We start from the raw sequence: 22,253 nt of genomic DNA, 5'->3' as shown, positions 1-22,253 counted from the left end.
ATCGGCGCGCCCCCGCGCAACGGCGCTGATTGACGCGGCGGCGAAGGAGCGGGATAGGTCGGCCATGGTTATCATTGCCGCTTTGCGCGCCTTTCGGACGCTGTTTCATCGAGCGGCCCTGCGCCTGCTGGTCAAGACGTTGCTGATCACGCTCCTGCTGTTCGCCATGGCGGCGCTGGGATTGTGGAGCGCGGTGCACGCGGTGCGCGTCTATTTCGGCTGGGGCGGCGGCGGCCTGGCGGAGGCAGCGGCGACCGCGCTGGGAGCGGTCGCGCTTGGCTGGCTGTTGTTCCGCACCGCCGCCATGGCGGTCATGGGCTTCTTTGCCGACAATATCATCGTGACGGTGGAGCGCGAAAGCTACCCTGCCGCCGCCGCCCGAGCCAAGCCCGTGGGCTTTGCGCGCAGCTTGCGCTTCGCCCTCACGTCTGTGGCGCGGACGATCGGCTGGAACCTGCTTGCCCTTCCGGCCTATATCGTCTTGCTTGCAACAGGCGTCGGCACGGTGGGATTGTTCCTGTTGCTCAACGCCTATCTGCTGGGCCGTGACCTGGCCGACATGGTGGAGCCGCGTCACCCCGCCCTGCCACCCATTCCCTCCGTCAGCCGGTGGCGCATGGGCCTCGTTTCGGCGCTTCTGTTCCTCATTCCGCTGGTCAACCTGCTTGCGCCGATCTGGAGCGCGGCTATGGCGGTGCACATGCTGCACGGCGTCAGAAGGAAAGCCGCATGACCCTCGCACGGCTGGCCTTGGCCGCCATCATCTCATTACCGCTTGCCGCCTGTAGTGGCGGACTCGTTCCGCCCGGACCCGCTCGCCCTTCGCCCGCAGGCCCGCCCGCCAGCGCTTTTGCCAAGTCGGGTCCCCTGATGGGCATGGACGCGCGTCACCTGACGCAGATGTTCGGGACGCCCCGGCTCGACATTCGGGAAAGCGCGATGCGCAAATTGCAGTTCGCCAATGGCCGCTGCGTGCTCGACGCCTATCTCTATGCCCCCGCGCGCGGCAGGGAGCCGGTAGTCACCCATGTCGATGCGCGCAGTCCGGTGGGGGCCGACGTTGATCCAGCCGGTTGTGCCGCCGCGCTGCAGAGGCGCTAAGGCTCAGGGCGCGGTGGCGGCCAACCGTTCGATGGCCCAGGCCGCCGCTTCGGCCACGACCGGATCAGCATCTGTCGTCAGGGGCTGAAGCTGGTTCAGCAATGTCTTGTCCCGGCTGTTTCCCGCAGCGATCGCCGCGTTGCGCACCATGCGCCCGCGTCCGATCCGCTTGATCGGGGAACCTGAGAAAATCTCGCGAAATGCGGCGTCGTCCAGGCTCAGTATGTCGGCCAAGGCTGGCGCCGCCAATTCCGCGCGACCCACAAATGCTCTGTTCGCGGCGGCAGTGTCGGCGAATTTGTTCCACGGACAGACCGCCAGACAGTCGTCGCACCCATAGATGCGGTTGCCGATCCCGCTGCGCAATTCGACCGGAATCGGCCCCTTATGTTCGATGGTCAGGTAGGAAATGCACCGTCGTGCATCCACGACATAGGGGGCGGGAAAGGCGTCCGTCGGGCAGGCGGTCTGGCAGGCGGAACAACTGCCGCAATGATCCGCTTCGGCCTCGTCGGGTTGCAGCGCAATCTCGCTATAGATCGCGCCCAGGAACAGCCAGCTGCCATGGGTGCGGCTGACCAGATTGCTGTGCTTGCCCTGCCAGCCAAGGCCCGCCGCCTGCGCCAGCGGCTTTTCCATCACCGGCGCTGTATCGACGAAGACCTTGACCGCGCCGCTCTGCTGTTCCACCAGCCATCGGGCCAGCGCCTTCAGCCCCTTTTTGACGACGTCATGATAGTCGCGGCCCTGCGCATAGACGGATATGCGCCCGCGATTCCCCACATCCGCCAGCGCCAGCGGATCGCGACCGGGCGCATAGCTCATCCCCAGCATGATGACGCTGCGCACGTCGGGCCATAGTCCGACCGGCGATGCGCGCTGTTCGGCGCGATCCTCCATCCACAGCATGTCGCCATGCCGCCCCGCATCCAGCCATTCCCTCAACCTTTGCCCGGCCTGAGGCGCAGCGTCGGCGCGCGCGATGGCGCAGGCCGCAAAGCCCAGCCGCTGCGCCTCCGCCTTCAGGCGTTGTTCCAAGGTTTCCATTTGCGTTGGCATGGCGTGCGACTATCAGGATCGGATGATCGGCGACACCCCGGCTCCGTCCCCCACCTATGCTGTCGAAGGCCATGGTCTTGTCAAGGCATTCGGCGATTTCCGTGCGGTCGATGGCATCGACATAGCGGTGCCTGCCGGGTCGATATACGGCATCCTTGGCCCCAATGGCGCGGGCAAGACGACGCTGCTGCGCACCTTGCTGGGCATCATCGACCCGGACGACGGTCATCGCACGCTGCTGGGCGATCCCGTGCCGATCCGTCAGGCGCGCGCCATCGGCTATCTGCCGGAAGAACGCGGCCTCTACCCTTCCATGAAGGCAGCCGAGGCAATCGCCTTCATGGGCGCATTGCGCGGCCTGCCGCTAAAGGTCGGGCGGCAACGCGCCCGCGCCTTGCTGACGGATCATGGCATGGGCGCGTCCATCGACAAGCCCATCAGGCAATTGTCCAAGGGCATGGCCCAGACCGTCCAGTTGTTCGGCACCATCGTGCACGATCCGCGCCTTATCGTGCTGGACGAACCCTTTTCCGGCCTCGACGCCATCAACCAGGGCAAGCTGGAGGCGTTGATCCGTGAACAGGCGCGGCGCGGCGTCACCGTGCTTTTTTCGACCCATGTCATCGCCCATGCCGAACGGCTGTGCGAACGTATTGCTATCGTCGCGGGCGGGCGGATCCGGTTCGAAGGATCGGTGGCCGACGCCCGTGACCAACTGCGTCCGCAGGTGCGGCTGCGCACGCGGGCCAGCGACGGGGCCTGGCGTCGCGCCCTCCCCGCCGAAACCCTGGCGCAGGACGGGGCGTGGCATTTCGATTTACCGGACGAGGGCATAGAACCCTTGCTGCACGCCCTGCTGGAAGGGCAGGCGGGCATTGAAAGCCTGTCGATTGAGCGGCCCGGCCTGCACGACGCCTTCGTCGCCATTGCCGGAGCCGCCGCAGCCCGCGAGATGGACGGCGGCAAAGCGGAGGAAGCAGCATCATGACCGAGATTCTGCGCGCAGCCCTGGTCATCGCCCGCCGCGATTTTTCGGCGGTCATCCTGTCGAAAACCTTCATCCTGTTCCTGCTGGGACCGCTATTCCCCGTCGTCATCGGCATGGCCTTCGGCGGTCTGGGGGAAAAGATTACGACCGAAGGCCTTCGCCCGACGGTCGGGGTGGCGATGCCAGCCGCCGATGCTGCACGGATGGAACGGGCGCATCGCCTGCTCGTCGACCGGCTAGGCAAAGAAAATCTGCCCCGTTTGCGCCGCGCTCCGGCTGGCGACCCCCGCGCGCTGCTGGCGCAATCGGATGCCCGCTTCCTCGCCGTGGTGTCGGGCACGGTCGAACATCCGGTCCTGACCGGAAAGGCGGGCGACCTCGGCTGGCTGGAAGGCGACATCGGCCTGATCGCCAGCGCCGCGCTGGCGGGTGAACGGCTACCCCATGTCCGGGTCGAAAAACGGCCCGTCGCTGCCAGCGCCGGGGCGGATGCGCAATCGCGCCTGCTCACCGGACGGGCGGCGCAGATATTGATCTTTCTGCTCACCATGTTGCTGGCGGGCATGGTCCTGTCCAATCTGGTTGAGGAAAAAACCAACAAGATCATCGAAATCCTCGCCGCCGCCGTGCCGATCGATGCCGTTTTCCTGGGCAAGCTGATGGCGATGCTGGCGATGAGCTTCGTTGGCATCTGCTTCTGGGGATCGGGTGTTTTCGTCGCGCTGATGGCCTTTGCCGGGCCGAACATGATGCCGCCGACACCCGCCGTGGGTTGGCCCGTCTTCCTGCTGCTGGGCACGATCTATTTTTCGACCGCCTACACGCTGCTTGGTTCCCTGTTCCTGGGGATCGGCGCGCAGGCGGCGACCGTGCGCGAAGTGCAGACGCTCAACATGCCGGTGACCATGGCGCAGATGGTGATATTCTTCTTCGCTACCTATGCGGTCGATCATATGGGGTCGCCGTCTGAAATCGCCGCAGCGGTCTTTCCCTTCTCCTCGCCCTTCGTCATGATCGCCAGGGCGGCGCAGGATACGGCGATCTGGCCTCATCTGGTGGCGATAGTGTGGCAGGCGGTGTGGGTGGCGCTGATCATCCGGCTGGGGGTGTGGCTGTTCCGCCGCCATGTGTTGAAATCGGGCGGAGCGCGCAGCCGTGGCCTGTTCAGGCGGCGCTCAGCCCCGGCGGCGTAGGTCAGGATGATGAACCGGCGGCAACTTCTGAACGGCGGCCTCTATGGTGTCGCGGCGATAGCCCTGGGGCGGCTGGGCACGGAAGACGCGGCGGCCGCCTATCCCTTCGCCTTGAGCGACGCCCAATGGCGCAAGCGGCTGAGCCCACTCGCCTATAATGTGCTGCGCAAACATGCGACCGAACGTCCCTTCACCAGTCCCTTGGACAAGGAACATCGGGACGGGACATTTTCCTGTGCGGGTTGCGGACAACCGCTGTTCCGCTCCGCCACCAAATTCGACAGCGGCACAGGCTGGCCCAGCTTCTGGGCGCCACTCCCCAAAGCGGTGGGGACATCGCGCGACTTCAAGCTCGGCTATCCACGGACAGAGGTGCATTGCGCGCGTTGCGGCGGGCATCTGGGTCATGTTTTCGACGACGGCCCCCGCCCGACGGGCAAGCGTTATTGCATGAACGGCGCGGCGCTCAGTTTCGCACCGGCATGACCTTGTAGATGCGCAGCGGCTCCGGCGCGGGCACTCGACGCAGCCACGTCGGCGGCGCGCCACGCACCAGCGCGGCGGCCAGGCTCTGGCGATGGTCGCGCGCATAATGTTCGAATTCGTTCAGCGCCTTGCACGTAATGACATAGTCGGGGCCTCGCCCACTGCTCAGCCGGGCCAGAATGACACGCGCGCGATCCGGCGTTGCCGTGAAGCCTTTGACCACGGCCGTGATCCCGGCGGCGTTGCGGTGATGGGCGGTGCCGGTCACATTATGCCCAGTGCGAATCAATATGTCCGGGCCCATGTCCAGCGGCGCGAACAATGTTGAAACCGGCAACTGACGCAAGGGCGCGATGGTCTGCCCGGCGCGGCAGTCGGCTGCCTGCGCTGGTGGAGCCTCATTGCTTTTCTTCTCAGGGGTCAATCCCACCCACAGGGCGCAAAGCGCAGTCGGCGTGAGCAAGGCGACCGCCGCCGACCCCAGCACCCGCACGACAGCGCTTGTGTGACTCTGCGCCCGACGGAAAAGTTGTAGCATCAGCCATGCAATGCCCGGCATCGCCATGATGTGCGCGACCGACATGGCGCGCATCACCATTACAGCGACCCCAGTCGATCCGACCAGAAGCAATGTGATCACGATCCAGCGATATCGTTCGCCCTGATCCTTGGCAGCGCGGCCCGCGGCGATTGATCCGACCAGCCCGGCCAGCGGCGGCAGCAGGATCAACCCAACCATGGAAATCGCCTGTTCCCAGATGGGCCGCCCCTCCATCACATGCAGATACCATAGCTTGTAGGCCAGGGGGCCGAGAGCCTTGAACGGGTCGCCGGTCAGGCACGGGCCGCCGGTAAAGGCGAACACTGCCGCCGCCGCGGCTGCGCCTGTCGCAGCCGCAGCGAAGCGACCGCTGGCGGATGTGGGCAGCACCCGAAACAGGATGGGCGTTGCCACCGCAAAGGCGGCTAGCGGCCAGAGATAGGCGGCCGACAATGAATCGCATTGCTGCTGCACCAGTGCCGCTGGTCCGCGCAACAACGCCAGCAGCGGTAGCGCAACGCCACCCAGTAGCATGGCGAAAGCGACGAAGCGCGGCGTCTGGTCCCGGTCGCGCCATTGCCACAGCGCGAATATCGCCGCGAACAGGGCGGCGTAGGGCAGGCCCTCGCTCGAAATTTGCAACCATATCGCCAAGGCAATGGCGGCGATGGCACCGCCACGCGCCGGGCGATAATCCAGCGCGCCGCCCAGAGCGATCGTCGCCATGACGATCTGCCAGCCGTGATGATCGATCCGCAGCGGCCCGAACTGCACCAGGATGGTTGGCGTGGTCAGCAGCAGCCCCGTCGCCAGCAAGCCGATTGCCGGCCCGGCGATCCTGCGGACTGCGGCGAACAGCGCCGCGGTAAGCGCACCCAGCAAAAGCAGGGGTATGGCGGCACATGCCACGGTTTCAGCCAGGGCCGTTCCCAGCAAGGGACGCAGCATCAGGATCAGCGCTGCAATCGGCGCATCGACGATCCGCGACCAGTGCATCGGACCGCCCTGGGGCGGAAAAACCCGATGCTGGCTGACATCGTAAAATCCCTGCCCCCCCAGCCAGTCGCGCACCTGCTGCAACCGCATCGAATCGTCAGGATCGCGAAAGGTCAGCGAAGCAAGTTCATGGCGCGAAAGCCACAGCAGGACAGCACAGCAAAGCAGCCAGCCGAACATCGCCCAGCGCATGCCGGGCGTGAACTTCGGGGCATTCTTTTCGGGAATCGCATGGCTTTGATCAGGCACCGGAAAAGACGCCATATTTTCGGATCGCATAGACAGACAGGAAACTGACCGGCACGGCGACCAGCTTCGCCAGCGCGGGTGCCAGCCCGGTTGCGCTAAGGCCGCTGATCAAACCGGTGGTGATCGCCAGCCCGATGACCGCGCTGGCCACAAAGCCCAACCGCTGCCCATGGGTGGCGCGTTCGGATGGCGTGAATACGAAACGGATGCTGATCATCCAGTGCAGCACAAGCCCCCCGGCATAGCCCGCAAATCCCGCTGCCGCCGGTGACACGTCAGCCTGCAACAGGCCCAGGAACAGCAGCATGTCGCCGCACAGGGCGATGACACTCGCCACCAGATAGCGGGTGAAGGTGAAGCGGGCGATGATGCCGCCCGCCATGGAAGCCAGTGCAGGCGTGCGTCGTTCCATGGCTTCAGGCTGCCTTCAGGCGGCCCGGCACGCTCCGCACGCTGGACAGGGCAGCCTGCTCTCCTGCGGCATCCTGACCCTCTTCGCCTGCCTCATGATATTCGGCGTCTTCGTTTACGGCCCAGATGTCGTAAATCGTTTCGCCTGCCTCGATATTGCGGACGGTCAGCATCGCCGTCATCATGGCGTGATCCTGATTATTATAACGATGCATGCCGTTGCGGCCGACCAGGTGCAGCGTCGGGTAAAGCTGCTGCAATTCGGTGCGCATCGCCAGGACATTGACGGCATAATCATCATCATAGACCGGATAGGCCTTTTCCTGCCGAACCACGGCTCCGCCTACGACATCGGCGGGATCGCACAGGCCCAGCAACGCCATCTCCTTCTTGGCGAGTTCGACCAGATCGGCGTCGCTCGACGACCAGAGGCCGTCGCCTTCGAAGCAGAAATATTCCAGGCCTACGCAGGCCAGCGTCGGGTCAGGCACCATTTCGGGCGACCAGCTGCGGAAATTCTGGATGCGACCGACCTGCACCTTGCTGTCATGGATGTAGATCCAGTTGTCGGGGAACAGGTCCTCGGACCGGATCATCAGCGCGACGGTCAAAAAGTCGCGATATTTCAGCTCCATCGCATTGCCCAGCGTCGCGGGCAGGGGATGGATGCGCCCGGCCAGTTCGCGCATCGGCGCGGAACTGATCACATGGGCGGATGTAAGCGATATATCGCCATCAGGCCCCTTGGCCACCATCTGCCACTGACCTGATACATCATTGCGCGCCAGCCGTTCCAGACTGTGCGCCATCAATACGCTGTTGCCTCCCGCCACCACGAAATCGCGCGCGGCTTCCCACATCATGCCGGGGCCAAGGCGCGGATAGCGGAAGCTTTCCAGCAGCGTCTTGGTCTCCATCCCGTCATTGGGACGCTTGTTGAGGCCCAGCGAGCGCTTCAGCCCATCCTTGACCGCGCCCCAGAGCGACAGCCCCTTGATGCGCTGCGCCGCCCAATCCGCCGACATTTCGTCGCAGGGCATGCCCCATACTTTTTCGGTATAGGTCTTGAAGAAGATCGAAAACAGCTTGTGACCAAAAGCATTCACCGTCCAGTCCTGGAACGACCGGATGGTGCGGTTGGGGAACAGCTTTGCCTTGGCAAAGCTCGCCATGCAAAGAGCCGACCGCCAAAAGCCCAGGTTCAGCAGGGCCTCGAACGCGCGCAGCGGATAGCTGTAGAATTTGCCCTCATAATAGATGCGGCTCATGCGCGGGCGCTGGATAAAATCGTTGGGCAGTATCTCGTTCCAGAGGTCCACCACCTCTTTCGACTTGGAAAAAAAGCGGTGACCGCCAATGTCGAAACGGAAACCGTTCAGCTCGACGGTGCGGCTGATGCCGCCGACATAAATGGGGTCTTTTTCGATGACCGCGACCGAATAGCCTTTTTTCGTCAGCAAATAGGCTGCGGTAAGGCCGGCAGGACCTGCGCCGATGATGGCGACGTCCACAGTCTGATCGATATCCGGCATTGAAGCCCCCCGATAAAATCCATCTACCATGCCGAGTGAAGGAAATCATCTAAGGATTGGTTAACAGCGCGTTAGGCAGGCGGTGCCGCCGGCCAGGCGGCACCCCTTTCTATCGCCGTCGTCCGGGGGTCAGTGACGGAAGTGACGCATGCCCGTGAACACCATCGCCAGACCGGCTTCGTCCGCTGCGGCGATCACTTCATCGTCCCGGATCGATCCGCCCGGCTGGATCACCGCCGTAGCGCCCGCCTCGACCGCCGTGAGCAGCCCATCGGCAAAGGGGAAGAAGGCGTCGGACGCCACCGCCGACCCGATCGTGCGCGCCTGGCCCCATCCCGCCTTGTCCGCTGCATCCTTCGCCTTCCACGCCGCGATGCGGGCGGATTCCAGCCGGTTCATCTGGCCAGCGCCGATGCCCGCCGTGCTATTATCCTTGGCATAGACGATGGCGTTGGACTTCACATGCTTGGCGACGGTCCAGGCGAACAGGCAATCGGCCAGTTCCTGTTCGGTCGGCGCGCGCTTCGTCACGACCCTCAACTGGTCGCGGCTGATCCGGCCATTGTCACGGCCCTGCACCAGCAGGCCCCCGGCGATGCTCTTGATCTGAAGGCCATTGCGGGTCGGATCGGGCAGATCGCCGGTCAGCAGCAGGCGCAGGTTCTTTTTCTTGGCAAAGATCGCCTTGGCATCATCGTCCGCGCTGGGGGCCGCGACGACCTCGGTAAATATGCCGCTGATCGCTTCGGCGGTAGGCCCGTCGAGCGGGCGATTGACGGCGATGATGCCGCCAAAGGCCGATACGCTGTCGCAGGCGAGCGCAGCTTCATAGGCTTCGATCAGGCTGTTGCCGGTGGCGACGCCGCAGGGGTTGGCGTGCTTCACGATCACCACCGTCGGCGGGCCGTCGCGAAACTCGCTGACCAGTTCCAGCGCAGCGTCGGCATCATTATAATTATTGTAGGACAGTTCCTTGCCCTGGATCTGCCGGGCCTGGGCGATGCCGTTCGCGCCGCCGCTGACCGGCAAATAGAGCGCGGCGGATTGATGCGGATTTTCGCCATAGCGCAGGGTTGCGCCCAGCGTGCTGGCCACGGCCAGCGTTTCCGGTAGCGCGACGCCCTGATCGGCAAAGGCGAACCAGCTGGCGATCATCGAATCATAGGCGGCGGTGGCGGCATAGGCCTTGGCCGCGAGCATCCGGCGGAAATCATAGCTTGTCGCGCCGCCCTTTTCCTGCATTTCCCCGATCAGCCGGGCATAGTCGGCCGGATCGGTGACAATCGCGACGCTTTCATGGTTCTTTGCCGCCGACCGGACCATGGAAGGGCCGCCAATGTCGATATTCTCGATAATCTCCTCGCGATCCGCGCCCTTGGCGACGGTCGCGGCGAAGGGGTAGAGGTTGACGACCACCAGGTCGATCGCCCCGATATCATGCTCCTGCATCGACGCGACATGGCCGGGATTGTCGCGGACGGCCAGCAGGCCGCCATGCACCTTGGGGTGCAGCGTCTTGACCCGGCCATCCATCATTTCGGGGAAGCCGGTCAGATCGGAAATATCCTTAACCTCCAGCCCCGCGTCCCGCAGCGCCTTGGCCGTGCCGCCGGTCGAAACCAGTTCGACGCCGTGCCTGCCCAGCGCCTGACCCAGTTCAACCAGGCCAGACTTGTCTGAAACGGAAAGAAGGGCGCGTTTGATGGTGACGTCGGTCATGGCGAGAATCCTGCTGTTCGGTGCCGTTTCGGGCTTGCGCCGCCCTCTAGTGCTGCTTGGCCGTTGCGGCAAGAGATAGGGGACATCTGGCGCTGCGTAAGGCGGTGCAAGGCCCCGACGCTCGCCCTGATCGACCCCCGGCACCACGTGCTCCTGCGAAGGCAGGAGCCCAGTCTGGGCTTGGAACTGGCCTCCTGCCTTCGCAGGAGCACGGTCACGCTCAACCGACCTTCTTGAAAAGCCAGCCTATGGTGGAACCGCCCGGCAGCGCTTCGCCCATGATGACCAGTTGCCGGGTTGGATGCGGTCGGCCTTCATGGTCGGTCCACAGGCTGTCTTCGACCGCCAGCTTGCCCCCATTGGCGCGAAACTGCCACATTGCCCCGTCGTCGATGCGCAACAATGCCCCCATGCCATCGGCGGTGGACGTCGGCTCGACACCGGGGGCCAGGTGGAAACGCAGCTGGACGGGCAGCTTCACCGGCTTGCGGCGTTTGACCGTCGGCGTCAGCAGGTCTTCGCCCCGAATTTCCTTGCCGTCGCCGCTCAGCAGCAGCAGACGGCGATGGACATAGCCCATGCGCCGGACATAGCCATCATGGCTGATTTCGATGCGGCTGCCATTGTCGGTTTCCTGGCGGTGAAGCTCCACCTCGGTCACGCCGCGCCCCAGCGTTCCATCCGGCATCAGCGCGGTCGAATTGCTGTCGTTCAGGACCATCGTGCTGTGCGCCGCCGTGGTGCGCAGACCCTGCGCCAGGTCGGCGGGCATCCACGCCCCGCCCAGTGCCGCGCCGCCGCAATTGACGATCAGCCGCTGCGGCCCGTCGCTGATCTCGATCGCACCCGTGGACGCGCAGCCCGCTGCCGCCAGCCGCGCGACGGGCGGCGGCGCAGCGTCGATCTGAACGATCGTCGCGCCCGCGACCAGCCGCTGATAACCCCAGTCATTCGCCTGCCGCAGCGGTCGCGCCCGCACGCGGCTGGCGCGAACGATCGCCTCCATCGCCGCCGGGTCGATCGCAGCAGCGCCCTGCCAACTGCCCAGGCCGCCGTCGCCATGGGTCAGGCCCAGCAGCGCCGGAACGGCGCGCGCCAATGCTTCGGTCAGGAAGGGCGGGATCTGTTCACGCCGCACATCATATACCGACCGGACCATCGACAGCAGCATGACCGCCTTGAACTGGTCGAGCGGGGAGCGGGAAATGATGCCGCCATCGCCGTGGAAGGCGCTGTCGATGGCGCGCTTCAGCCCCGCTTCGCCGAATATCTTGCGCGCCGCGCCCCCCGGCAACAGCATCGATACGCCGACGATCCCACCCCAGGCAACCAGCCGCGGCAACCCGACAGGGGCCTTGTCCGCGCCGCGATCCAGATGGCGGGCGGTGCGCGCGATGCAGTTCAGCACCAGCGACCTATAGACAAGGTCGCTCGACGACAGGATCAAGGGCGCGTGCGCCGACCAGAAAAGCAGCCGCCACCCGGCATTGTCCGCGCGCCAGGCCGGTTCGCTGGGCGTGTCGGCATGGACCGAAAGCCATTTGCGCATCACGCCTTCGGCAACGGGAGCGCCCTGTTCCCGCGTGCCCGCGCTGGCCAGGTCACGCAACCAGGCGAAGCTGTGCAGATAGTCGGTGAAGGCGGGGGTGAGCGACAGCCGGTCGAAATCGACCGTGTCGACAGGCTGCCGCGTTCCACGGAACAGGAAATATCCCGCCCGAATCGCCTGACCTGATCGAAGATCGCCGGGCATTTCATCGTCGGGAACCGCCAGCAGCTTCAGCGGATATTTGCCCTTCAGCCGCCGCCCATGAATGGGCGTCTTCCAGCTCATCAGGTAAAAGCGGTTGGCGATCCGCTGGGCCAGCGACAGTCCCTTGTCATCCGCGATGCGAATGAGCCGCTTGCCCTGTTCGATCCCGTCATCTTCCTGACCGTTTCCGGCCAGGTCCGGCACCGATGGGGCAGGGGTGCGCCTGCGGTCGCTCACCCGCCCTTGAGCTTCGCGATGTTATCGGCATAGGCCGTCGGTCCGCCCCGGAAGGTGGCGGTGCCCGCGACCAGCACGTCCGCGCCCGCTTCGATCGCGCGCGGCGCAGTGGTGAAATCGATGCCGCCATCGACCTGCAGCCGGATGTCACGACCGCTCTTGTCGATCATCTTGCGGATCGCTTCGATCTTGCGCAGCTGATTCTCGATGAAGCTCTGGCCGCCAAAGCCCGGATTGACGCTCATCACCAAAATGAGGTCGACGTCATCGATCAGATAATCGAGCATCTTGGCGGGGGTGCCGGGATTGAGCACGACGCCAGCCTTCACCCCCAGCGACTTGATGTGCTGGACCGACCGGTGGATGTGCGGCCCGGCTTCCGGGTGGACGGTCAATATGTCAGCGCCCGCTTCGGCAAAGGCGTTCAGATATTGATCGACCGGAGAGATCATCAGATGCACGTCGAACGGCTTTTTCGTGTGTGGGCGCAATGCCTTCACGACGCCGGGGCCGATGGTGATATTGGGCACGAAATGCCCGTCCATCACGTCGATGTGAATCCAGTCCGCGCCCGCTTCGTCGATGGCGCGAACCTCCTCACCCAGGCGGGCGAAGTCTGCGGACAGGATGGATGGTGAAATCAGGATTGGGCTGGTCATCAACAGCCCGCTCTAACGACGCCATGGGGCTAGGGCAACGCTCCATTTCCAGCTTATCCACAGGGTTCTGCGCTGGACCACCTCGCGCGCTCAGGATCGGTCGAAAAGGGTGGGGTGCCGCCGCTCAGAAAAGGCCGATCCGCGCGGCAAAATCTGCTTTATCCCATGCAGCCCCACGACCTGATCGTCGTGAAGGATCGGCGCGGCGACCAGGCGCATCGTGCGTTCATCAGCGCTGTCCAGCGGACGAATGTCCACGTCCAGCGTAAAGCCGCGACGGTAACATATGGCATAGGTGCGCAACCGTTCCATCGCTTCGCGCGAATCCGGCGCGTAGAGCGATACCGCCAGGAGGCGCGGCACCGTCATGCCCTGTTCCAGCCCGAACAGGTCATAGACGCCGCTGGTCCAGCTTAGCCGATCATCCTTCAGGTCGCAGTGCCACAGGCCGATCCCCCGCTCCGCCAGTGCCAGGTCGCCCTGAGCGCAATAGCTGTCGAGCGCCACCGGCGACAGGTGAACATGCAGGTCGTACAGCGGCCAGCTATGATAAAGCGGAAGGGGTTCGGTCGGGCGCAAGCTGAGCCTTTCTGGCGGTCAGGCAGACTCTTGCCATTTACCGCCTATGCCGCGTCGCGCGCAAGCCGGGCGATGAAAAAGCCGTCCGTCCCGCCCTTGTCGGCCAGCGTGGCAGGCAGGGTCCGCAGCCATCCTTCGACGGACGGTTCGATGCCTTCGGGCAAATCCGCCTGTGCCGGGGCCGTCAGCCTGAAATCGGGATGGGCGCGCAGGAAGCTGCCAATCTGCTCCTCCCCCTCCGCCTTTTCCAGCGAGCAGGTGGCGTAGACCAGCGTCCCGCCCGGTTTCAGCCATTGCGCCGCCCGGTTGAGCAGTTCCGTCTGCAATTCGGCCAGTTCAGCAATCTGGCGCGCGCCGATGCGATGCAGCACGTCGGGGTGGCGGCGGTAGATGCCGGTGGCGCTGCACGGCGCGTCCAGCAGGATGGCATCGACGGGCGCGTCCGGTTGCCACTGGCGCAGGTCGGCCTGGACAATGGACGCAGACAGGCCGGTGCGCGCCAGATTGGCGCTCAGCCGCTCCAGCCTCTTCTTCGACTGGTCGACCGCCGTCACCTGCCATCCTGCCGCCGCCAGCTGCATCGTCTTGCCGCCCGGTGCCGCGCACAGGTCCAGCGCCACGCGTCCCTCGCCTGCGCCCAGCAGCCGCGCGGGACAGGATGCGGCCAGATCCTGCACCCACCATGCGCCTTCGTCAAAGCCCGGCAGGTCGGTCACGGCACCATGGCCGGGCAGGCGCACATGACCGGGCGCAAGGCTTTCGCCCTCCAGTCGTTCCGCCCATAGGCTGCTTTGGTCCAAATCCCGGACGCTGACATCGACGGGCGGTCGGTCGGCATAGGCTTGCGCCGCCGCCGCCGGCATGGCGTCGCCCCACATGGGAGACCAGCGAGCGACCACTTCGGGCGGCAGGGCAGGCGGAACCGGCAGGGTGGGGGCAGCCCGCGTGATGGTGCTAAAGACGCCGTGAACCAGCTTGCGCGGACCGCCATCGACCAGCGGCAACGCCGTCGCGATGGCGGCATGAGGGGCTGTGCCCAGCACCAGCACCTGGATCAGGGCGATGCGCAGCACCATCCGCGCCTTCGCGTCGTCAGGCAGGCGCTGGCGCGTCGCGCCGTCGATCAGGGCGTCCAGGTCAGGCAGATGGCGCAACGTTTCGGCGGCAATGGCATGGACCATCGCCCGGTCGGGCTGGCTCAACCCCTGCGCCGCACCGTGGAGCGCGGTTTCCAGCGGCTCCCCCCGGCGCAACACGGCGTCGAGCAATCGCAGGGCGGCGCGGCGCGTTGCCAGGCCGGGGACATCATCGGGACGGGTAGAACGAGCCATCCGCCGCGCCTAGGCCATTTCCTCGGGCGGCGCAAAGGCTGCTCAGTCGCGGCGCAGGGGATCAAGCGCGCTCGAACGGTTTCGGCGCGGGGTCGCGACCGGCGAAAGCGCCGATGCGCGGGGGGCTGACGCCGTGGGGATCGCCATGCCTCCGCCCATTTCGTGCAGTGCCGCGATGCGCTTTTCCGTCGCGGGATGGGTGGAAAACAGTTCGCTGACATGGGACGGCACGATGTAGAGTTGTGCGGCAGCGGGATTGCGCTGCGCCACCGGGTTGGGGATCGTCGCCGCCTTGCCCGAAATCTTCGCCAACGCCGACGCCAGCGCGTGCGGGTTGCCGCTGATCTGCGCGCCGCCCGCATCGGCGGCATATTCGCGCGTGCGGCTGATCGCCATCTGCACGATCATCGCGGCAAAGGGCGCGACGATGACGGCCAACAGCCCCGCTACCAGATTGCCGTGGCCATTGTCATTGCTGCCCCCGCGAAAGAACAGGCCGAAATTGGCGAGCATGGCGATGGCACCCGCGATGGTCGCCACCATCGTCATGATCAGCGTGTCGCGATTCCTCACATGGGCCAGTTCATGCGCCATCACCCCCGCCACTTCATCGCGGGTCAGCATCGAAAGCAGTCCGGTAGTCGCCGCCACCGCCGCATGCGCCGGATCACGGCCCGTGGCGAACGCATTGGGGTGCGGCTGGTCGATCAGATAGACGCGCGGCATCGGCAGGCCCGCCCGCTGGGCAAGGTCGCGCACCAGCCCGTAAAATTCCGGCGCGCTGCCTGCGTCCACTTCGCGCGCGTCGTGCATGGACAGGACGATCTTGTCGGCGTTCCAGAAGGTGAAGAGGTTCATGCCCGCCGCCACCAGCAGCGCGATCAGCGCGCCCGCGCCGCCGCCCAGCGTATAGCCCAGTGCCATGAACAGCGCCGTCATCGCCGACAACAGCATCATCGTCTTCAAACCGCTCACTTGCGTCATTCTCCTTCGCGGCCCAGATAGCAGGCACGGCATGAATATGGGATTGCCCAACCGGCATCGCAATCGAAAGGCATCGGACCATGGGAACGTTCAACGGCAAGCGCCCGGCGCATGTGAAGCCACCCGCTCACCTGTCCAAAAGCCCGCCCGTGCCGGAACCCGACCCCGTCGACCAGCCATCACGCCATGATGAAGAGCTTAGCCCCGTCCGTTACGGCGACTGGGAACGCAAGGGAATCGCTATCGATTTTTGATTCGCCCGGCTGCCGGAAGCTGGCCCCCCCAATCGGCTCATCGCTGATTTTGCACGTCTGCCGCTGGCCTGTGCCATGGATGCGGGCGGCGCTCTGTTCCGCCTCTAGCCTTGGCTCACCCATAACGTGCAGGATTTGCGCGGGCAAAGAAACAAAAACGGGTCGGGGGTGGACGGTGAACCACATTTCGGAAATCAAGGTGAGGGCGGTGTCTGACTATGCGCCGGAAGATGCTGCGCTGCTGTGCGGCGTAGGACGTCTGGTTTGTGCCTGGACAATGTTGGAACAGAGTCTGGAAGCAAAGATCGCCATGATGCGGGAGGCTATGGGTGACGTGCGAACCGTCGGCACCCGGACGCGCCCGGCCATGGCCAAACTGATGGCCGAACTGCGGACCATGGTGGCGATGCGCGATCGGCGCAACGCTGGCGCCCTGACCGAGATTTCGGATATCGAACGAAACATGCAGAGGATCGACCGTTTTCGATCGCTCATTGTTGGCGGCTTTCAGCAGCCTGCGCCTGGCGGCTTCACCTGCCGTGACACGCGGAACAACCATATGCATGTTTCGCTTGAGCAACTCGACGCGGAGATTGCGTCGCTCGAAACCACGGCCCAGCGCCTGCTGGCCGTCTGACCGGGTGGGGTAATCCTTTCGCTTCGCTTGACCTTTGAGCCACGGATGGCAAAGCCTGTCGTCCGCGATTAGCGAGAATGGAGTCTCATGCCTAATAAGCCAATTCGTAAAGCCGTGTTTCCTGTTGCAGGGCTTGGCACCCGCTTCCTTCCGGCCACCAAGTCGGTGCCCAAGGAACTGCTGCCCGTCGTTGATCGCCCGTTGATCCAATATGCCGTCGATGAAGCGCGCGAGGCGGGCATTGAGCAAATGATTTTCGTCACCGGTCGCGGCAAGGGCGCGATCGAAGATTATTTCGACATGGCCTTTGAAGCCGAAGCGACGCAGCGCGAACGGGGCAAGGACCTGTCCGCCCTGGAAGGCACGCGCCTCGCGCCTGGCAACGCCGTATTCCTGCGCCAGCAGGAGCCGCTGGGCCTTGGTCACGCCATCTGGTGCGCCCGCGACATTGTCGGCGATGAACCATTTGCCATCCTGCTGCCCGACGAACTGATGAAGGGCGCGCCGGGCCGCGGCTGCCTCAAGCAGATGGTCGACGCCTATGACAAGGTCGGCGGCAATCTCGTCTGCGCTCTGGAAGTGCCCATGGCCGAAACGCCTAGCTATGGCGTGATCGATCCGGGCGCGCGGGATGGTGCGCTGACTGAGGTCAAGGGCCTGGTGGAAAAGCCTGCGCCGGGGACCGCGCCGTCCAACCTCATCCTGCCGGGGCGCTACATCCTGCAGCCCGAAGTGATGAAGATATTGGAGACGCAGGAAAAGGGCGCGGGCGGTGAGATTCAGCTGACCGACGGCATGGCGTCGATGATCGGGCAACAGCCCTTCCACGGCGTCACGTTTGACGGTCGCCGGTTCGATTGCGGTTCGAAGGCGGGCTATATCGAAGCGAACCTTGCCTTCGCGCTCGACCGTGAAGATCTGGCCGAACATATCCGCCGCTTCGCCATTGCAGAGCTTGGTCTGAGCGAGGTCGCTGCGGCTGCTGCCTGAGCGGCTCCCGCGCAAGCTGGAGCCTTTAGGACCAACTGAGGATATGTCCGCGAACACCCATCCCCGTTCGGGCTGAGCCTGTCGAAGCCCTTCACTTCCTTTGAAGAGAAGGAAGCCCCCGTCGACTGCCTGCTTGCAACAGGCGCTCAGGGCACATGGAAAAGGGGAGTCTCCCGGCTCCCCCAACGAAAAGGGCGCTCCTGCACAAGCCGGAGCGCCCTTTTTCGCGAAAGAAGTGCCAGCCTCAGAACGGCACTTCGTCATCCAGGTCGTTGTCAAAGGTCGATCCGCCCCGGCTTCCCCCGCCTGAGGACCGTCCGCCACCGCTGTTCGGGCCGCCGAAATCATCATCGCCGCCGCCATAGCTGCCGCCCGAACCACCGCCCCAATCGCCGCCGCCCTGGCTGCGGCCGCCACCCTGGCCACCGCCGCCCGGCGCGCCGTCCAGCATGGTCAGAACCGCGCCCGGCCCCTGCAGCACGACTTCGGTGGTGTAACGGTCATTGCCCGATTGGTCCTGCCACTTGCGGGTGCGCAGCTGGCCTTCCAGATAGACTTTCGACCCCTTGCGCAGGAAGCGTTCGGCGACGCCGGCCAGCCCTTCGGAAAAAATGGAGACGCTGTGCCATTCGGTGCGCTCCTTGCGCTCGCCCGAGTTGCGATCCTTCCAGTTTTCAGATGTGGCGATGCGCAGGTTGCACACCTTGCCGCCATTCTGGAAGCTCTTCACCTCGGGGTCCGCGCCCAGATTCCCGACCAGAATAACCTTGTTGACCGAACCCGCCATATTTCCTCCGATACTTTGGAGGTTCTTATAGCCCCGCAGCCGTCGCGGTCCAGTAGGTCAAACCCGCTGCGGCATAAGCAAGGGCGAAAAGATACCCAACCATGAACAGCGGCCAGCGCCAACCGTTGGTTTCACGCTTCGTCACGGCGATGGTGGAGATGCATTGTGGCGCAAAAACGAACCAGGCGAGGAAGGCGAGCGCCGTCGGTAGCGGCCAATTGTCCTTCAGCCGATCGCCAAGGCTCCGTTCCAGCTTGGCCTCATCCTCGTCCGCATCGAGCGAATAGACCGTGGCGAGCGCGGACACCGCGACTTCGCGCGCGGCCATGGCCGGGATCAACGCCAGGCTGATGTCGCGGTTGAAACCGATCGGCTCCAGCACGACGTTCAGGCCATTGGCGATCCGCCCGGCGACCGAATAATTGACCTGGCTGACCGCGCTATTCTCTGGAGCCTTGGGAAAGCTCAGCATCAGCCACAGGATCACGGTCGACGCAAAGATGATCGTGCCTGCGCGCTTCAAGAAGATGACGGCCCGCTGCCACAGGCCCAGCAGCACATCGCGCGGACGCGGCCACTGATATTTGGGCATCTCCATCAGGAAGCTGCCGCTGGCCCCCTTTGTGACCGTCATGCGCAGCACCAGCGCCACCAGCATCGCCCCGACGATCCCCGCGACATAGAGGCAGAACAGCACAAGGCCCTGCAGCCCAACGCCCAATCCGACATCGCGCGCGGGAATGAAGGCACCGATGATCACCGCATAGACTGGCAAGCGCGCGGAACAGGTCATCAGCGGCGCGATCAAAATGGTCGTCAGCCGGTCCTTGGAATCGGCAATCGTGCGCGTTGCCATGATTCCCGGCACCGCGCAGGCAAAGGAGGACAGTAGCGGGATGAAGGCACGGCCCGACAAGCCCACCCGCGCCATCAGTCCATCCATCAGGAATGCGGCGCGCACCATATATCCCGTCGCTTCCAGCATCAGGATGAAGAAGAAGAGGATCAGGATCTGCGGCAGGAAGACAACGACCGACCCAACGCCGTTGATGACGCCGTCGACCAGAAATGATCGCAGCAAGCCGTCGGGCAGTGCATCGGTGACAGCCCCGCTCAGCGTTCCGGCCAGCCCTTCGATCATGGCGATGGGCGCTTCGGACCAGGCATAGACCGCCTGGAACATGATGAACAGCAGCCCCAGCAGCATGAACAGCCCGAAAACGGGGTGCAGTGCGATCCGGTCAACCGCAGCCGTCAGCCGCCGCGACGGGGTTTCGCGCACCACCGCAGCTTTCGCGATACGCTTGGCCTCTGCGCGCACTGCGTTAAAGTCGCCCGGTAGGGCCTTGGCGCGCGCGGGGGCAGGGTTCAACAGCGTTTCAATCTGTCCGCGCAGGTCGTCCAACCCCCGCTTGCGCACCGCGACGGTCGGAACCACCGGCACGCCCAGTTCCCGCGACAGGACGGCAGGGTCCAGTTCCAGCCCATCGCGCGACGCCAGGTCGACCATGTTGAGCGCGACGACGGTCGGCAACCCCAGCGACAGCAATTCCAGCGCGAAACGCAGGTGATTGTCCAGGTTGGACGCATCGATGACGACCACCAGCGCGTCGGGCAGCCGCTCGCCCGATTGCTTGCCCAGCACCACGTCGCGCGTGACCTGCTCGTCCGGGCTGGTGGGATCAAGGCTGTAGGTCCCCGGCAGATCGACCAGTTCGACCGGGCGACCATCGGACAGGGAAAGACGCCCCGCCTTCCGTTCGACCGTGACGCCGGGATAATTGCCCAGCTTCTGCCGCGCGCCGGTCAGCGCATTGAACAGCGCGCTTTTGCCGGCATTGGGATTGCCGACCAGCGCGACCAGGGGAAATGCGCTCATGCGCGCTCGTCCCGGTCGCCGATCCGCACCGAAATCGCGGCGGCATGGGCGCGGCGCATGGCGATTGTCATCCGCCCGATCTTGCACGCAATCGGCCCGCGCCCCAACAGTCCGCCATGGTGGAGCGCCTCTACATCCGCCCCTTCGATCAGGCCGAATTCACGCAGGCGCTGACCATCGGTCGCCGAAAGGGCGTTCCAGTCGATCATGTCCACATAAGCGGGTTGGCGCAGCGGCAGGTCGGTCAGGCGCAAGGAAAATCACTCATTCAAAACTTCTGCGAGTGACTATCAATACCGATAGGAAAAGGCCAGACCCAATCACGGCCCCCCGCATCACACCGCCGGATAGCGCAGCCTGCCGATAAAGCGCGCCAGGCTCAACCGTTCGCCCCCGCCAATGCCCTTCCACCGCGCCTTCGCCCGTTCAAAGCGCATCACGCCCTCGATTCTCCGCGCCAGGAAAGCGCGGCTTTCTTCATAATCATCGCTCTCATCATCGATGAAGACCATCAGCGTCGCGGCATAGACCGCCGCCAGCGTCATGCGCTTGCTATAATGGCTGAGATCAGTTGCATCGTCGCCCGCCGCACGCCACATCATGTCGGCAGCGCGCCAGCCGAGCCGAGCCGCGCGGGCCGCATTTTGCGGCATCGCCATGATGGCAATCGCCCGGCGCAGCGCCTCCCGGTCGCGCGCCAGCAGCGCCAGCCGTGCTTCGACCAGCGACGTGATGCGCTGCCGGATCGACAGGGCCGCCAACTGTTCAGGCGGCAGGGCGTCCACCATGCCGGCATCGACGCTGGCGAACCAGGCGTCGATCATGTCCATCGCGCCGTCATGAAAGGCCAGCCGCGCGATCTCGGGATCGACCCCCCCCTCAGCCGCCGCCATGGCCACCGCTTCAGGCCGCCATCCATCGAAAGCCGCATGATGTGGCAGGATCGGCGCAAGCCGCACGCGTACTTCGTCCAGCGTCAGATCTTCGGGCGTCTGTGTCATCTCCTTATGGTAGGGTGGCACTGCCCCCCGCACAAGCACCCGACGGACCGGCGACCTTCCAAAGATAATGTTGCAACATATCATATGATATGATGTAACATCATCCAACCGCACATGGAGGCGGAAAGAACGAAGGATGGAGGATGCGATGGGCTTCATGACCATGTCGGCGAACGGCGCGCATATGCAGTCGGGCTATGGGGGCGCGAAACGTTCGCCTATCGGGATTGGCGGGGCGATTGCCGTCCACGCGCTGGTAGGCGGCTTGCTCATCCTGATGCCGCGAGAGACCTTTGCCCCTTATGTGCCGCAAATCCTGATCAGCAATCAGATCCCTCTGGATCAGCCGCCGCCGCCCGAAACGACCGAGCCGCCGCCGGAAAGCAAGGCCGTCATCCATCCCCGCCCGATGGTCCAGCCCATTCGCGCCGACACGACATCTGACCTGCTGGTGACGCCGGGGGACGCGGTTTCCGGCACTATCGGCGGCGACACTGCCGGCGGCGCTGACGTCCTGCCGCCTCTGCCCGATCCCGCGCGTGAGCCGGTGCTGGTGGAACCGCGAATCGATCCCCGGGCGCTGCCAGCCTTCCAGCCCGATTATCCCGGCGCGATGGTGCGGCAGGGACTGGAAGGATCAGTGACGGTTCGCGTCATGATCGGCCCGGATGGGCGAGTGACCGCGATAGAAAGGCTGTCGGCCACGGATGACGCGTTCTGGATCGCGACACAGCGCCACGCCCTGCGCAAATGGCGCTTCCGCCCCGCGACTCACGACGGCGTGGCCACCGGCGGCAGCAAGGTGCTTACGGTCCATTTCCGGCTTGCCGATCGTTAAAAACCGTTGGGACTGGGGCGAAAAGCGTGGCCAGCCAACCACGCTTTTG

The 22,253-nt window shown here is 64.7% G+C and carries 23 protein-coding genes; 9 read left to right on the top strand and 14 right to left on the bottom strand.

The genetic code is table 11. From position 1 onward, the window contains the following. Positions 1-64: 64 nt before the first annotated feature. Both FHS54_RS13085 and FHS54_RS13080 read left to right on the top strand, forming a co-directional pair. A complete protein-coding gene (locus FHS54_RS13085) occupies positions 65-733 on the top strand; it encodes an EI24 domain-containing protein (RefSeq protein ID WP_167304219.1) in 669 nt (222 codons plus the stop codon). Then, positions 730-1,101: a hypothetical protein gene (locus FHS54_RS13080; RefSeq protein ID WP_167304218.1), complete on the top strand. Its 372-nt coding sequence runs from the start codon at positions 730-732 to the stop codon at positions 1,099-1,101. Before FHS54_RS13085 ends, FHS54_RS13080 begins: the two co-directional genes overlap by 4 nt. A 3-nt stretch (positions 1,102-1,104) precedes the next feature. Here the strand turns inward: FHS54_RS13080 and queG are convergent, their stop codons facing one another. Next, complete coding sequence (gene queG, locus FHS54_RS13075; protein ID WP_167304217.1) at positions 1,105-2,148, bottom strand: tRNA epoxyqueuosine(34) reductase QueG; 1,044 nt, start codon at positions 2,146-2,148, stop codon at positions 1,105-1,107. 34 nt (positions 2,149-2,182) lie between these two features. Between queG and FHS54_RS13070 the strand changes: the two genes are divergently transcribed. From FHS54_RS13070 to msrB, 3 genes are read left to right on the top strand one after another with little or no spacing between them, the layout of a single operon-like run. Then, positions 2,183-3,148: an ABC transporter ATP-binding protein gene (locus FHS54_RS13070; RefSeq protein WP_167304494.1), complete on the top strand. Its 966-nt coding sequence runs from the start codon at positions 2,183-2,185 to the stop codon at positions 3,146-3,148. After that, entirely contained in the window at positions 3,145-4,341 is a 1,197-nt protein-coding gene (locus FHS54_RS13065) for an ABC transporter permease (protein WP_167304216.1), read from the top strand. Before FHS54_RS13070 ends, FHS54_RS13065 begins: the two co-directional genes overlap by 4 nt. A gap of 9 nt (positions 4,342-4,350) precedes the next feature. Beyond that, positions 4,351-4,827, top strand: coding sequence for a peptide-methionine (R)-S-oxide reductase MsrB (gene msrB, locus FHS54_RS13060; RefSeq protein ID WP_167304491.1), 477 nt, complete (start codon positions 4,351-4,353; stop codon positions 4,825-4,827). Here msrB and FHS54_RS13055 read toward each other — a convergent pair. The 9 genes from FHS54_RS13055 to htpX all read right to left on the bottom strand — a co-directional run bounded on the left by FHS54_RS13055 (position 4,808) and on the right by htpX (position 15,809). Then, on the bottom strand, positions 4,808-6,613 hold the full coding sequence (locus tag FHS54_RS13055; RefSeq protein WP_341785969.1) for a hypothetical protein: 1,806 nt from the start codon (positions 6,611-6,613) through the stop codon (positions 4,808-4,810). The two genes, msrB and FHS54_RS13055, sit on opposite strands and share 20 nt — an antisense overlap. Continuing rightward, positions 6,606-7,025: a GtrA family protein gene (locus FHS54_RS13050; RefSeq protein ID WP_243855749.1), complete on the bottom strand. Its 420-nt coding sequence runs from the start codon at positions 7,023-7,025 to the stop codon at positions 6,606-6,608. The genes FHS54_RS13055 and FHS54_RS13050 overlap by 8 nt, the downstream gene beginning before the upstream one ends. Positions 7,026-7,029: 4 nt before the next feature. Next, on the bottom strand, positions 7,030-8,556 hold the full coding sequence (locus FHS54_RS13045; RefSeq protein WP_167304215.1) for an NAD(P)/FAD-dependent oxidoreductase: 1,527 nt from the start codon (positions 8,554-8,556) through the stop codon (positions 7,030-7,032). A 129-nt stretch (positions 8,557-8,685) separates the two neighbouring features. After that, positions 8,686-10,275, bottom strand: a complete 1,590-nt coding sequence (gene purH, locus FHS54_RS13040; protein WP_167304214.1) for a bifunctional phosphoribosylaminoimidazolecarboxamide formyltransferase/IMP cyclohydrolase — start codon at positions 10,273-10,275, stop codon at positions 8,686-8,688. 220 nt (positions 10,276-10,495) lie between these two features. Beyond that, a complete protein-coding gene (locus tag FHS54_RS13035; RefSeq protein ID WP_167304213.1) occupies positions 10,496-12,265 on the bottom strand; it encodes a heparinase II/III domain-containing protein in 1,770 nt (589 codons plus the stop codon). After that, a complete protein-coding gene (gene rpe, locus FHS54_RS13030) occupies positions 12,262-12,924 on the bottom strand; it encodes a ribulose-phosphate 3-epimerase (protein ID WP_167304212.1) in 663 nt (220 codons plus the stop codon). The genes FHS54_RS13035 and rpe overlap by 4 nt, the downstream gene beginning before the upstream one ends. 90 nt (positions 12,925-13,014) lie before the next feature. Further along, on the bottom strand, positions 13,015-13,503 hold the full coding sequence (locus FHS54_RS13025; protein ID WP_167304211.1) for a diguanylate cyclase: 489 nt from the start codon (positions 13,501-13,503) through the stop codon (positions 13,015-13,017). A 44-nt stretch (positions 13,504-13,547) separates the two neighbouring features. Beyond that, a complete protein-coding gene (locus FHS54_RS13020; protein WP_167304210.1) occupies positions 13,548-14,834 on the bottom strand; it encodes an RsmB/NOP family class I SAM-dependent RNA methyltransferase in 1,287 nt (428 codons plus the stop codon). Positions 14,835-14,876: 42 nt separating this feature from the next. Beyond that, positions 14,877-15,809, bottom strand: a complete 933-nt coding sequence (gene htpX, locus FHS54_RS13015; RefSeq protein ID WP_341785975.1) for a zinc metalloprotease HtpX — start codon at positions 15,807-15,809, stop codon at positions 14,877-14,879. An 89-nt stretch (positions 15,810-15,898) separates the two neighbouring features. On the opposite strand from htpX, the gene FHS54_RS13010 reads away from it, so the two are divergent. The 3 genes from FHS54_RS13010 to FHS54_RS13000 all read left to right on the top strand — a co-directional run bounded on the left by FHS54_RS13010 (position 15,899) and on the right by FHS54_RS13000 (position 17,699). After that, positions 15,899-16,072, top strand: a complete 174-nt coding sequence (locus FHS54_RS13010; protein ID WP_167304209.1) for a DUF1674 domain-containing protein — start codon at positions 15,899-15,901, stop codon at positions 16,070-16,072. A 208-nt stretch (positions 16,073-16,280) separates the two neighbouring features. Beyond that, positions 16,281-16,709: a hypothetical protein gene (locus FHS54_RS13005; protein WP_167304488.1), complete on the top strand. Its 429-nt coding sequence runs from the start codon at positions 16,281-16,283 to the stop codon at positions 16,707-16,709. Between the two features lie 87 nt (positions 16,710-16,796). Further along, entirely contained in the window at positions 16,797-17,699 is a 903-nt protein-coding gene (locus tag FHS54_RS13000) for a UTP--glucose-1-phosphate uridylyltransferase (protein WP_167304208.1), read from the top strand. A gap of 244 nt (positions 17,700-17,943) precedes the next feature. On the opposite strand, the gene ssb is transcribed toward FHS54_RS13000, so the two are convergent. The 4 genes from ssb to FHS54_RS12980 all read right to left on the bottom strand — a co-directional run bounded on the left by ssb (position 17,944) and on the right by FHS54_RS12980 (position 21,366). After that, positions 17,944-18,486, bottom strand: a complete 543-nt coding sequence (gene ssb, locus FHS54_RS12995; protein WP_167304207.1) for a single-stranded DNA-binding protein — start codon at positions 18,484-18,486, stop codon at positions 17,944-17,946. Positions 18,487-18,511: 25 nt separating this feature from the next. Next, the gene (gene feoB, locus FHS54_RS12990) at positions 18,512-20,365 is read right to left on the bottom strand and encodes a ferrous iron transporter B (RefSeq protein ID WP_167304206.1); all 1,854 of its coding nucleotides are present in this window, start codon (positions 20,363-20,365) and stop codon (positions 18,512-18,514) included. Next, a complete protein-coding gene (locus FHS54_RS12985; protein ID WP_167304205.1) occupies positions 20,362-20,619 on the bottom strand; it encodes a FeoA family protein in 258 nt (85 codons plus the stop codon). The genes feoB and FHS54_RS12985 overlap by 4 nt, the downstream gene beginning before the upstream one ends. Before the next feature lie 81 nt (positions 20,620-20,700). Further along, positions 20,701-21,366: a COQ9 family protein gene (locus tag FHS54_RS12980; RefSeq protein WP_167304204.1), complete on the bottom strand. Its 666-nt coding sequence runs from the start codon at positions 21,364-21,366 to the stop codon at positions 20,701-20,703. A 136-nt stretch (positions 21,367-21,502) separates the two neighbouring features. Here FHS54_RS12980 and FHS54_RS12975 point away from each other — a divergent pair, with 136 nt between their 5' ends. Continuing rightward, entirely contained in the window at positions 21,503-22,204 is a 702-nt protein-coding gene (locus FHS54_RS12975; protein ID WP_243855747.1) for an energy transducer TonB, read from the top strand. Positions 22,205-22,253 lie beyond the last annotated feature (49 nt).

Origin of the sequence: Sphingobium vermicomposti (genome assembly GCF_011762025.1) — a bacterium.
Lineage (GTDB): Bacteria > Pseudomonadota > Alphaproteobacteria > Sphingomonadales > Sphingomonadaceae > Sphingobium > Sphingobium vermicomposti.
The sequence above is the reverse complement of the archived record's forward strand: the minus strand, read 5'-3'. Positions and strand labels throughout refer to the sequence as shown.